Raw genomic sequence first — 12288 nt, forward strand, 5'->3', positions numbered from 1 at the left:
CCTCCGCACAAAATGGAGCCTGACGCCGAGGGGACGTATGCTCAACCCATGCCTGTGTCCGAACGCCCCTTTCCACCCAGTTCCCGTAGGGCTCAGATCCCTGTAGCCGACCCGGACACGGTGGAGCGGCTGAAGTCGAAGATCGGCGCCCTGTCAACCGCCACCCTGCAGCAACTCGATGCGTCGCTGCCCTGGTACCGGGGATTACGTCCGGATGAGCGGTCTGCTCTGGGACTGGTGGCGCAAAAGGGAATCGCGTCTTTCGTTAACTGGTATCAGCGCCCGGTTTCGCCGGCCTGGGTCCTCAGCGACGTTTTTGGCACCGCGCCAACCGAGCTCACCCGCTCAATCAGCCTGCAGAAGGCGCTGCAACTGATCCGCGTAGTGGTTCAAGTGGTCGAGGACCGGGTGCCTGACCTGGCAGCTGACGCCGACCAGGGCGCACTCCGCGAAGCCGTTCTACGCTATTCACGGGAGGTGGCATTTGCTGCTGCCGACGTGTACGCGCGGGCCGCTGAGACCCGTGGGTCCTGGGACACCCGGCTCGAAGCACTCGTGGTCGACGCCATCCTCCGCGGGGAAAGTTCGGACGCCTTGCGTTCACGGATCGCCGCAGTGGGCTGGCAGTCCCAGGCCAGAATTACCGTCATGGTAGGCAGTTCTCCGCCGGAGCCCAACGCCCTATTCCTCAACGAGTTGCGGCGCACCACCGATCGAATCGCCGAAGACACCCTGGTGGGAATCCAGGGCGACCGGTTGATCCTCGTCCTCGGCGGGGTGGAGAACAACGAAAGCACCTACAGCCGTTTGAGTGATCTGTTTGGGCCGGGGCCTGTGGTGTACGGACCCGAATCCGAATCCCTGGTGGCCGCGAGCAGCTCAGCGCAGGCGGCTTTCGCCGGACTGACCGCGGCGCGCGCCTGGCCTGCCGCGCCACGCCCGGTTGCTGCCGACGACCTGTGGCCGGAACGGGTCATCTCCGGCGACGACACGGCGCGAAAGGCGCTGATTCGCAACATCTACCGTCCGCTGGTGGGTGCATCGAATGGCCTCGAGGAGACCCTGTCCTCCTACCTCAATCTGGGGCATTCGCTTGAGGCAACCTCCCGCGCGTTGTTCGTCCACGCGAACACCGTTCGCTACCGGCTACGACGGGTCTGCGACATCACCGGATGGGATCCGTTGCTCCCCCGTGAGGCGTTTGTCCTGCAGACGGCGCTCGTGGTGGGCAGACTGTCCCAACCATCGCCAGGGCCGGCCGAGCGCCCTGTTACTCGTCCGTAACCCGGTCCCTCGTTGTAGACTTCCTACAAAGCGACCCCCGGAGCTTCGTGCACCGGGATACCCAATAAACCTCTCCCAGTTTGGAAAGCTTGAAAAGTGCTTGCAATCGTCTGCCCCGGTCAGGGGTCCCAAACGCCCGGTTTCCTGAGCCCCTGGTTGGAACTTCCGGGCGTCTCTGATCATCTCGACTCCCTCAGCGGCCAGGCCGGTCTGGATCTCATCCGGCACGGCACCGAGTCCGATGAGGAAACGATCAAGGACACGGCGGTGGCGCAACCCCTGATTGTTGCTGCCGGCTTGGTGACAGCCCGTGTACTGCTGGCCAATCGTCCAATGACTGCAGCGACAGTTGTCGCCGGTCACTCGGTCGGCGAGCTGACGGCGTCGGCCATTTCCGGTGCATTGTCCGAACAGGACGCCGTAACATTTGTTCGCGTCCGAGCGACAGCGATGGCGGAGGCGGCTGCGGTCGTTCCCACCGGTATGAGTGCAGTGCTGGGTGGAGATCCCGACGACGTCGCCACCGTACTTGCGCGGCACGGCCTGACAGCGGCGAACTGCAATGGTGGTGGCCAGGTAGTCGCTGCCGGCACCCTGGAGCAGCTCGCGGCTTTGACAGCCGATCCGCCAGCCAAGGCCCGAGTCATCCCCCTCAAGGTGGCGGGCGCCTTCCACACTCATCACATGAGCCCGGCTGCGACAGCGCTGCAGGAGCTGAGAGGGTCCCTGATGCCGATGGCACCGGCCGCCACCCTGTTGTCCAACTTTGATGGGGCACCGGTGGTCACTGGGGAGGGCAATCTGGACAGTCTGATCGCCCAGGTATCCCGGCCGGTCAGATGGGATCTCTGCATGGCCCAGATGGAACAGATGGGTGTGTCCGGGGTGATCGAACTTTCGCCGGCGGGTACTTTAACCGGCCTGATGAAGCGCGGAATACGCGGGACCCCCACATTGGCCGTAAAATCGCCAGAGGATCTTGATGCTGCGGCTGCCTTCATTGATGAGCATTCCCGTACACCGGATCCGGTCATTTCCCCCATCGCAGAAGGACATTCGTGAACGCCCCGGCTTTGAAGCAAGCTCCACTGCGCGAGCACACCCGCATCCTCGGTATTGGGGCTTTCCGCCCCGATGTCATTGTGACCAATGAAGACGTCTGTCAGTGGATAGATTCTTCTGATGAGTGGATCCGGCAGCGTACCGGGATTGTGACGCGGCATCGCGCCGACCGGGACACCAGTGTGATCGACATGGCCGAAGCTGCTGCCCGAAGCGCTCTGGAGAACGCTGGCATTGAGGCATCCCAGCTCGACGCCGTGCTCGTCTCAACCGTGACCCACCCCTATGCCACTCCCTCGGCAGCCGCCCAGCTCACCGACCGGTTGGGAGCAACTCCGGCGCCGGCCTACGACATTTCCGCAGCCTGTGCAGGTTATTGCTATGGCATTGCGCAGGCTGATGCGATGGTGCACGCCGGAACTGCCGAGTACGTGCTGGTGGTGGGCGTTGAGAAGCTGTCGGACTTCATCGACAACGCAGACCGCACTATTTCCTTCCTGCTGGGCGACGGGGCCGGCGCGGTGGTGATCGGTCCTGCCGACAGCGCCGGGATTGGTCCGTCCGTCTGGGGCTCCGATGGCAGCAAGCACCAGGCCATCCGGATGTCCCACTCGCTCCTCGACATCCGGGATGCCGAGTTGGCCTCGGTTGCCGCAGTGGGTGGATCCCTCGACGACGCGCCGAAGGCCTCCTGGCCCACCATGCGCCAGGACGGGCAGACCGTCTTCCGTTGGGCTGTCTGGGAAATGGCCAAGGTGGCACAACGTGCTCTCGACGAAGCCGGGGTCACAGCTGACGACCTGGTCGCGTTTGTCCCTCATCAGGCGAATATCCGCATCATCGATGAAATGGTCAAGCAACTCAAGCTTCCCGAGCATGTCGAGGTGGCTCGCGATATCGTAGACGCGGGAAACACCTCCGCCGCCTCCATTCCACTTGCCATGCACCGCATGCTGCAGGAAAATCCCGCCCTGAGTGGCGGTCTTGCGCTGCAGATCGGTTTTGGCGCCGGGTTGGTGTTCGGCGCACAGGTGATAGTACTCCCCTAGATTTCCCCAAGCCAAACCGTCAACCGCGGTTTGATTAACCATGTCGGGTCATTGATCCGGCTAGACAAGAAAAGGAGCCATCCATGGCTAGCAACGAAGAAATCCTGGCCGGACTGGCCGAAATCGTCAACGAGGAAACTGGTCTTGCACCAGAGTCGGTTGAGATGGACAAGTCCTTCACCGATGACCTGGACATCGACTCCATCTCGATGATGACCATCGTGGTCAACGCCGAGGAAAAGTTCGGCGTTCGCATCCCCGACGAAGAGGTCAAGAACCTGAAGACCGTCGGCGACGCCGTCAACTTCATCTCCGGCGCGCAGGCCTAGATTTTTCAGACTTCGGGGCCGCCGGCATCCTCGGGTGCCGGCGGCCCGGAAGACGCCCACCAGCACGTTCCATCGCAACACCCCCACGTTTTAGAGAGTGAACCATGGCACGCAAAGTAGTGATCACTGGCCTAGGCGCGACGACGCCCATCGGCGGCGACGTTCCCACCATGTGGAAGAACGCCCTCAAAGGTGTTTCCGGTGCTCGAACCATCGAAGCCGACTGGGTCCAGGAGTACGAGCTGCCTGTGACCTTCGCGGCACAGGTCACCACCCCTGCCAGCGAGGTCCTCTCGCGAGTCGAAGCCAAGCGCATGGATCCGTCCACCCAGTTCGCGGTCATCGCAGCCCGCGAAGCCTGGCGGGATTCCGGGCTTGAAGAAATTGATCATGATCGGTTTGCGGTAGCCTTCGCAACCGGTATCGGCGGGGTGTGGACCCTGCTGGATGCGTGGGACACCCTCCGCGCCAAGGGCCCACGCCGTGTGCTGCCCATGACGGTGCCCATGTTGATGCCCAATGGGCCTGCAGCGGCCGTCAGCTTGGACCTGGGTGCCCGCGCGGGTGCCCACACGCCGGTCTCGGCGTGTGCTTCGGGCACCGAAGCACTCCACCAGGGGCTTGAGCTGATTCGCTCCGGGAAGGCCGACGTCGTCATGTGTGGCGGCGCCGAAGCTGCTATCCACCCCATGCCAATTGCCGCGTTCGCGTCGATGCACGCGCTTTCGCGTCGCAACGACGATCCCGAGCATGCGTCACGTCCCTACGACACCGGGCGAGATGGATTCGTCATGGGTGAAGGTGCTGGGGCCCTCCTCATCGAGGCTGAGGAACATGCTCTGGCTCGCGGAGCCCGGATCTACGGCGAACTCGCTGGCACATCGGTCACCGCCGATGCCTACCACATCACTGCTCCCGATCCCGGCGGATTGGGCGCTACGCGGGCGTTGAAGGCCGCCATGTTCGACGCACGGGTGCAGCCATCGGATATTTCGCATGTGAACGCACACGCAACATCCACTCCCGTTGGTGACAAACCCGAATACGTGGCTCTGAAGACAGCGCTGGGTTCACACATCGACAATGTGGCGGTGTCAGCAACCAAGTCGCAGACCGGCCATTTGCTCGGCGCTTCAGGTGCCGTTGAAGCGGTGATGACGGTCCTCGCTGTCTATGATCGCAAGATGCCTGTCACGATCAACCTGGAGAACCAGGATCCTGAAATTCCGCTGGACATTGTCACCACCGAGCGCACGCTTCCTGCTGGTGATCTGGTGGCGCTGAGCAACTCGTTCGGCTTTGGCGGACACAACGCTGTGATAGTTGTTCGCAGCGTCTAGTAAGTCAGCGGGTTCGCCCCCAGCGACCCAGCGAAAGTCAAAGGCGCCGCCCCTCAGGGGACGGCGCCTTTGACTTTTCCTGGAAGAGGTTGAGCTCAGGGACGGTGAGTGTCCGTTAGGCAGTGGTGGTTTGTTAGCCGACCTGGTGAAGCCACCTGACCGGTGCGCCTTCCGCGGCGTGCCGGAAGGGTTCAAGTTCTTCATCCCAGGACTCGCCGAGGGCGAGGGAAAGCTCGTGGTAGACGGCAGCGGGGTCGCCGGCGCCCGTTTCGTAGGCATACCGGATGCGGTCCTCGGTCACCATGATGTTGCCGTGAACGTCAGTGGCGGCGTGGAAGATCCCCAGTTCCGGTGTGTGTGACCACCGGCCGCCATCAGCGCCAGCGCTCTGTTCCTCGGTGACCTCGTACCGAAGATGGGCCCATCCGCGAAGGGCCGATGCCAGCTGCGCACCGGAACCCTGCGGGCCCACCCAAGACAACTCGGCACGGAACATACCGGGCGAGGCAGGTTGAGGGGTCCACTTTAGATCGGTTCGCTGATCAATCACAGAACCGATGGCCCACTCGATATGTGGGCATAGCGCGGAAGGGGCTGAGTGAATATACAACACTCCGCGCGCCGTAATACCAGACATTCCATCCTCCATAGCTGTAGGTACGTCTTCCCCAACGACCTGCAACGGGATCGAAAATATCTGTCTGTGTCCGCCGACACGGCAGACTAGGGTTCATTCTGCCTTACATAGTCTAATTGCGCCACTGTAACTACGTTAGTGCTACTCACATTGCCATTCGGGCTACTTGTCTTTCGCCCAACGTCGGTCTTTGCCAACCACCAGGTGTGGCGTCAGGCGCGGGGGTGGGCCTGCTCATAGCTCCTACGGAGACGATCCACCGAGACGTGGGTATAAATCTGGGTGGTGGCAAGACTCGAATGTCCGAGGATTTCCTGGACTGCCCTCAGATCTGCGCCGCCGTCCAGCAGATGGGTCGCAGTGCTGTGCCGCAAGGCGTGCGGTCCTGTCGCCGAAGTGCCTTCGACGCCAGCGAACAGCCTTTCGACTGTCGACCGTGCCTGGCGCTGATCCATTCGGCCCCCACGTCGACCCAGGAACAGCGCGTAGCCGCTGGCCGCGGTAACCAGCTTCGGACGGCCGCGACGGAGCCAATCGTCGAGGGCGTGTGCAGCAGGCACCCCGTACGGAACGGTTCGTTCCTTGTTGCCTTTACCGACCACGCGCAGGGTCCGGCGATCTACGTCGAGGTGGTCAACGTCCAACCCGACTAACTCCCCCACCCGGATGCCGGTGCCGTAAAGCACCTCTACGAGGGCTGTGTCCCTCAGGGCAATCGGGTCGCCCTCGGTTGATGCGGCGCGCAGGGATTCAAAGATCCCGTCCAGCTGTTTCGAGGATAGGACCCCGGGCAATGTTTTTTCCCGTTTGGGTGCGCGTAGTCGAAGCGCAGGGTTTGCCTCGATCAGTTCCTCGCGCACCGCCCATGCGAGGAAACTGCGAACGGTGGCAGCGCGCCGGGCAATCGTCGACCGCGCCTGGCCCTGCGCATCCATCGAACCAAGCCAGGATCGAAGATCAGCGAGAGTCAGCTCATCCAGTCGTGTGACACCGGAATCCTGAGCGAAGCGGAGCAGCCCTCCGATATCCGTCAGGTAGGCACGCACGGTGTGAACAGACCGATTCCGTTCGGCGCTGAGATAGCCCTGGTACCGAGCGACGATACTCTGGAAGGGCTCAGGCAATTGCTGCATCTATTCACTGTGGGCCCTGCGGCGTCCATCCTCAAGCAGGCGCTCCGGTCTACCGGCCTTCTGTCGCCAGATCGCGGGTTGAACCAGTTCCCAGGGGTAGAAGCCGGGTCGCAGGCCCAGCCTAACCTCAGGCAACGGGCAGATCACAGGCGGCAGCCCGACCACAGGCCCTGCCCGACCACAGGCCCTGCCCGACCTCAGGCGGCGGGACGGATTGCATCACCTGCCTCAAGCTCGAGTAGGAAGCGCTTGACCTCCGGTCCGGCCGAGTATCCTGTGATACCGCCGGTGGACCTGACCACGCGGTGCCCGGGAATGATGATCGACAGCGGGTTGACCCGGATGGCAGCGCCGATCGCCCGACCCATTAAAGGGTTCCCGAGCTGCGCGGCAAGTTCCCGATAGCTGCGAGTCTCCCCGTACGGGATAGCCAGGACCGCAGCCCAGACTTTCTGCTGGAAGTCAGTGCCGTTGGCGTGGACAGGGAGGCTGAAGGCGCGTCGGCTTCCCGCGAAGTAGGCGCGGAACTGGTCGCTCGCGCGGTTGAAGGTGGCGGTGTCCGCCTTCAGGCTGGCTGCACTCATGTGCTCCTCCACAACGCCGGACCCACCGGCAGCAGAGGTATGTCCGCCCGAGCCCGCTGAACCTCCTGAGGTACCCGGGGCGCCGGACCCGTTGCTCAGACCAGGTATCGTATTCGCGCCCAATATCCTGGCGAACGGGAGGCCAACGGCCGATGGGATCGGTGGTGGCTTATGCAGGTCGTGAAAGACCGCTGTGAGCGCACCCCGTTCGACGACCAGGAGGAGTCTGCCTATCGGGGTATCGATGAACTTATGCGTCTTCATCGGGGTGATCCTTCCATACTGTTAGTTGGGCTTGGTGTGGGGCCGGTTGTGGTCAGGATGAGGGGCGCCGCGACGCCACCCGCCGTCGTGGGTTCGTTCTGCGAGGGTGCTTAGCTCCAACCGGCTTAGTCCTGCCAGAACGTCACGAATGCTTAATCCGGCCACCGAGGCCAGTTTGTCGATGGTGGTGCTCGCTCGAACAGGCAGGGCGTCAAGCAGCAGGATGTCCTCGACGGTGAGACCATCGTGCACGGCATGCTCCCCGTCCGGCTCAGGGACCATGACGCTCCCAATGGGGCCAGCCAGTTCGGCGATCTCTGCGGCGTCGGTGACGCAGATGGCGCTACCCTCCCGCATGAGTCGATGGCATCCCGCAGAATTGGCTGAGAACACCGACCCGGGTACGGCGCCTACGGACCGTCCCAGCCCGGCAGCGTGATGGGCGGTGTTCAGTGCACCCGACCGCCAGCGTGCCTCAACCACCACGGTCACCGCGCACAGGGCTGCGATCAACCTGTTGCGCTGCAGGAATCTCCACCGGGTTGGCGAGGAGCCGGGCGGCACTTCGGCGACCAGCAGCCCGCGTCGTGCCGTTTCGCGCAGCAACTGCTCATTGCCCGCCGGGTAATACCGATCAATGCCGCACGCGGTCACCCCGATAGTCGGCAGCGTCCGTTCATCATCGGCGGCTGCCAGAGCAGAGCGGTGCGCCTGCGCATCGATTCCATAGGCTCCTCCCGAAACCACTGTGTACCCGCGGGTGACCAGACCGGCTGCCAGGTCGCCTGTCACAGCTGTTCCATAGGCTGTGCTGTCGCGTGACCCCACCACTGCCACCATGCGGTTGAGCTCAGGTATGCCCCGCGAGTAGTTTCCGCGGATCCAGAGACAGGAGGGCGCCGAGAGCTGCAGGTCATCGATGGCGTTGGGCCAGTCTTCACTTTCCGGGGTCAGGAGTATCCCACCCAGTCGTTCGAGGGTTGCAAGGTCTCGTTCGGGAGCCAGATCCGCGACCCGCGGCCTCCATCGTTCCAGCGCATCGACTAGCGCCTGCGGGCGGATACTGATCCCCTGTGATTCAAGTAGCCCGGCGACCTCCAGCGGCAACGTAGATCCAGCCGAAATCCGGCCGGTCGCGATCCGCAGAGCATCGATTGGCCCAGCCGCCAGAGTCAAGGCCAGACCCACGGTGTCTGATGGCTCGAACAGCCGCGATAGGGCTGCCCGGGCGACGACCGTGGGATTGGTATAACTGGTCATGAAGCACTCTCCTGCAGTCGAAGGTTTAGCGCGACTTCAACGTCGTGGGTGGTAGGCGAGGACTGTCCGCCCAGATCGGCGAGAGTCCACGCCACCCTCAGAACCCGATCGTGTCCCCGCATGGTGAGTGTCTCGTTGTTCATGGCTTTGTCTACCGGCGCTGTGACCGCCCGCGGGAGTTTGAGACCTTCGTTCAGCACCGACGAAGGCATTTCAGCGTTGGTGTTTGCCCCCCACTTCGCCAACCGTTCACGTTGAGCCGCGCGAGCTGCTGCCACCCGCGCGGCAACAACCGCCGACGACTCTGCCCGGGCGCCATCGGAGTAATCCGCAAGCGAAACCCGGGCCACCGCCAGCTGAAGATCCACCCGGTCGAGTAGGGGTTGGGACAAGCGGTTGAAGTATCGCCGCCGCTGTTCAGCAGTACAAACGCAGTCGATGCCTTTGCCGCTGGCCAGCCCACAGGGACAAGGATTCAGCGCCATCACCAGTTGAAACCTGGCGGGGTACGACGCGGTCCCTGCCGACCGGTGAAGCACCAGTTCGCCACTTTCCAAAGGCTCTCGCAAGGCCTCAAGGACTCCCCGTTGATACTCGGGCGCCTCGTCGAGGAAGAGCACTCCGCGGTGTGCCCGGGACGCGGCGCCGGGGCGCGGAATACCGCTACCGCCTCCGATAATCGAGGCCGTTGACGACGTATGGTGCGGGCTCTCAAACGGAGGTCGTCGCTGCAGCCCGTGACAGGAAAGCACCCGACCGAGGGAATGAATAGCTGTCACCTCCATTGCCTCCTGATCTGTGAGGTCGGGGAGGATCCCGGGCATTCGTTCAACCAGCATTGTCTTGCCGGCCCCGGGTGGACCCACCATCATCATGTGATGGGCCCCGGCGGCGGCGATTTCGACGGCGAACCGTGCTGCTGGCTGGCCGGCGATGTCGGCCATGTCTTTGATTGCTGGCTGGCGATTCCCCGGATTCGGCGGCAGTGGCGCCTGCACGGGATCAGTCGGCGTGTCAGGCAGGGACACTTTCGTGGGGTCTGCGCCGAACGCCAGAAAAACTTCGGCGAGGCTCGCAAATCCTTTGACCTCGGCCTGCGGGACGAGCGCCGCTTCGCCGTGATTGCCGGCAGCCACCACAAACCGGGTGTGGCCCGCCTTGACTCCGGCCATTACCGCGGGCAGCACGCCGCTGATCGGCCGAAGCCTGCCGTCGAGGCCCACCTCGGCGATGAAGACGGTGTTGCCGCACCGCCTTACCTCCCCGGTAGCTGCAAGGGCCGCCATGACGATCGCCAGGTCGAAGCCTGAGCCGCGCTTGTGCAGAGAGGCGGGAATCAAATTGACGGTGATCTTTCGACGGCTCAACGGGAGCCCAGCATTGCGTGCTCCGGCCCGAATTCGGTCACGCGCTTCGTTGAGCGATGCATCGGGTAAACCCAGGATCACGAAGGCCGGGAGGGTTTGTCCAATGTCTGCCTCCACTTCGATGATGTGGCCGTTCAGACCCACGAGCGACACCGCGTAGGTGCGTCCCAGCGGCATCAGCTGACCGCCCGGAGATGGTCGATCTGGGGTTCGCCGGTGCCGTTGTCGAGCACGGCCACCGCGTCCACGCGGATCTCCGAAAAGCGCAGCTCGTGAGCCTGCGCCCACCTCGCACCAAGTAAATAAAACCGCTCGGGCGTGGTGGCGCTTATCCCCTCCATCGGATGACCGAAATCCAGTGACGAGCAGGTCTTCACCTCGATCACCACCAGCGTTGATCCGTCGATCGCGACCAGGTCAATCTCCCCCAGCCCACAGCGCCAGTTGTGGTCCACCAGGTCCAACCCCGCGGCTTCGAGATACGACGCCGCCAGCGCCTCTCCCCTGCGTCCCAGTCGGTCCTTCGCCTTCATCACAACACCTCCGGTACCAGCGTGTTACAACCGGTACCGGAGGTGTCGGGTTACTCCAGCTATGTGCGGAAAGTCAGCAGCGCCCGCCCTGTGCAGGGCGAGTGGGACTGTGGAGTTGACGGTGTATCTTGCCGAACCCGCCGGGCGGTAGACCCAGCCGGAAGGAGCCCGATATGGCCGCAATAAATTGAGGCTTTGACGATCACCAAAACCACTGGGGTTTCTTGACAGATCAGGCTGGGGGCGGGACGCTCTTCCAAGCGAATGCGAGAGAAGGGGCCTGTCGTGACTAACGAATCAGTGCAAGACGGCAGCCAGCAAAACGTGGTTTCACCAGTCGTAGCCCAGCCGAATCCTCCTAACATTCAGAGCGAAACCCCGAGGGACATCCACCTCATCACGTATAGCTACCTTCGTTGGCTCCTGGTTTTGCTGCCAGTGGTCCTATTCGTCGTTACTGTCTCCACCGCAATTGAGCAGGGCCATTTAGAAAGGTCGATTAGTGCCTACTATGGGGGCTGGGTCCGGGACGTTTTCGTAGGAACCCTCATCGCGATAGCGGTTTGCCTTGTCGCTTATCAGGGAGTGGGTCTGATCGAGGACTATGCACTCAACGGCGCCGGTTTCTATGCCGTCTATGTGGCTCTGGTTCCGGCGGATTTTCCGGTGCTAATGGAGAAACTGAAGTCATCAGAGACACCGGACGGTTTGGCTCCGTCGGCAGACGAGTACATCTTCTTCCTACGCGTCACACTTGCATGTGTCTTGTTCCTAGTCCTGGTGGTCTTCCTGCTTGAGGTGCGAGCGGGGAACGTCCAGAGGCTCTTCCGAGCTGAAGTCGACCGTGACTGGCTGCATAAGCTCACCCGCTTTTTCCTTGTTGCAACCATGGCAGTCCTGATCGGGTTTCTGGCCCTAGCAAGCCAACAGCTGTACTTCCCTGCAGGTGACGTAACCATGGATGGACTCACCCAGTGGGGCATTCCCCTCACGATTCACGATCTTGCGGCAATATTCTTGATAAGTTCGCTATTTGTGGCCGTTCTTACCAATACCTGGCCTTTCTTCAAGTTCAGCGCCCTCCGCGAGTCTGCGCGACAGGGGTACCTGGTCATCGCCGTCCTTATGACTTTTGGTGCCTTTGTTCCAATACTTGTGGCTCAGCGCTTCGCGCCGGGCCGCGAGGTGATCCTACTTGAGTGGTGGGAAATTGGATTGTTTGCCACTTTTTGGGCGCTCGAGACTGGCAGGATGCGCAGGCTAAACAAGCGCCAGAAGACAGGGAGAACCGTAAGCACCGACGATAAAGCCCGTCTCCTTCCGGAGCCTTCTCGCGTCACGGACGGAAGCAGCAATTCCGCCCGATAAGCCACCGGCGTGGTCAGCATCTTGCCACGAGCCCACAAGAGGCACCCTGACAATGTCGGGTTCCACCGAGATGATGTG

The 12288-nt window shown here is 62.5% G+C and carries 12 protein-coding genes; 6 read left to right on the forward strand and 6 right to left on the reverse strand.

Going from position 1 to position 12288, the window contains the following annotated elements; translation table 11 throughout:
• Positions 1 to 48 precede the first annotated feature (48 nt).
• From B384_RS18450 to fabF, 5 genes are all read left to right on the forward strand, one after another.
• A complete protein-coding gene (locus B384_RS18450) occupies positions 49 to 1284 on the forward strand; it encodes a PucR family transcriptional regulator (RefSeq protein WP_019482897.1) in 1236 nt (411 codons plus the stop codon).
• Between the two features lie 96 nt (positions 1285 to 1380).
• On the forward strand, positions 1381 to 2346 hold the full coding sequence (locus B384_RS0109605; RefSeq protein ID WP_019482898.1) for an ACP S-malonyltransferase: 966 nt from the start codon (positions 1381 to 1383) through the stop codon (positions 2344 to 2346).
• A complete protein-coding gene (locus B384_RS0109610; protein WP_019482899.1) occupies positions 2343 to 3395 on the forward strand; it encodes a beta-ketoacyl-ACP synthase III in 1053 nt (350 codons plus the stop codon). Before B384_RS0109605 ends, B384_RS0109610 begins: the two co-directional genes overlap by 4 nt.
• 83 nt (positions 3396 to 3478) lie before the next feature.
• Positions 3479 to 3724, forward strand: a complete 246-nt coding sequence (locus tag B384_RS0109615; RefSeq protein ID WP_019482900.1) for an acyl carrier protein — start codon at positions 3479 to 3481, stop codon at positions 3722 to 3724.
• Between the two features lie 104 nt (positions 3725 to 3828).
• Positions 3829 to 5064 carry a beta-ketoacyl-ACP synthase II gene (gene fabF, locus B384_RS0109620; RefSeq protein WP_019482901.1) on the forward strand — a complete coding sequence of 412 codons (1236 nt, stop codon included), beginning with the start codon at positions 3829 to 3831 and terminating at the stop codon, positions 5062 to 5064.
• A gap of 133 nt (positions 5065 to 5197) precedes the next feature.
• On the opposite strand, the gene B384_RS0109625 is transcribed toward fabF, so the two are convergent.
• The 6 genes from B384_RS0109625 to B384_RS0109650 form a co-directional block, all read right to left on the reverse strand.
• The gene (locus tag B384_RS0109625; RefSeq protein ID WP_024476918.1) at positions 5198 to 5701 is read right to left on the reverse strand and encodes a DUF3145 domain-containing protein; all 504 of its coding nucleotides are present in this window, start codon (positions 5699 to 5701) and stop codon (positions 5198 to 5200) included.
• 212 nt (positions 5702 to 5913) lie between these two features.
• Positions 5914 to 6834 (reverse strand): tyrosine recombinase XerC, encoded by a 921-nt coding sequence (locus B384_RS0109630; RefSeq protein ID WP_019482903.1) that lies wholly within the window; start codon positions 6832 to 6834, stop codon positions 5914 to 5916.
• Positions 6835 to 7031: 197 nt separating this feature from the next.
• Positions 7032 to 7682, reverse strand: a complete 651-nt coding sequence (locus B384_RS21105; RefSeq protein ID WP_019482904.1) for a methylated-DNA--[protein]-cysteine S-methyltransferase — start codon at positions 7680 to 7682, stop codon at positions 7032 to 7034.
• A gap of 21 nt (positions 7683 to 7703) precedes the next feature.
• Positions 7704 to 8942, reverse strand: coding sequence for a DNA-processing protein DprA (gene dprA / locus B384_RS0109640; RefSeq protein WP_019482905.1), 1239 nt, complete (start codon positions 8940 to 8942; stop codon positions 7704 to 7706).
• Entirely contained in the window at positions 8939 to 10486 is a 1548-nt protein-coding gene (locus tag B384_RS0109645; protein ID WP_019482906.1) for a YifB family Mg chelatase-like AAA ATPase, read from the reverse strand. Before B384_RS0109645 ends, dprA begins: the two co-directional genes overlap by 4 nt.
• Positions 10486 to 10842 (reverse strand): YraN family protein, encoded by a 357-nt coding sequence (locus B384_RS0109650; protein WP_019482907.1) that lies wholly within the window; start codon positions 10840 to 10842, stop codon positions 10486 to 10488. The genes B384_RS0109645 and B384_RS0109650 overlap by 1 nt, the downstream gene beginning before the upstream one ends.
• A gap of 285 nt (positions 10843 to 11127) precedes the next feature.
• Between B384_RS0109650 and B384_RS19695 the strand changes: the two genes are divergently transcribed.
• Entirely contained in the window at positions 11128 to 12210 is a 1083-nt protein-coding gene (locus B384_RS19695) for a hypothetical protein (RefSeq protein ID WP_019482908.1), read from the forward strand.
• Positions 12211 to 12288: the final 78 nt, after the last annotated feature.

It is taken from the genome of Arthrobacter sp. TB 23 (genome assembly GCF_000294595.1).
In the GTDB taxonomy this organism is placed as follows: Bacteria; Actinomycetota; Actinomycetes; order Actinomycetales; family Micrococcaceae; genus Arthrobacter_D.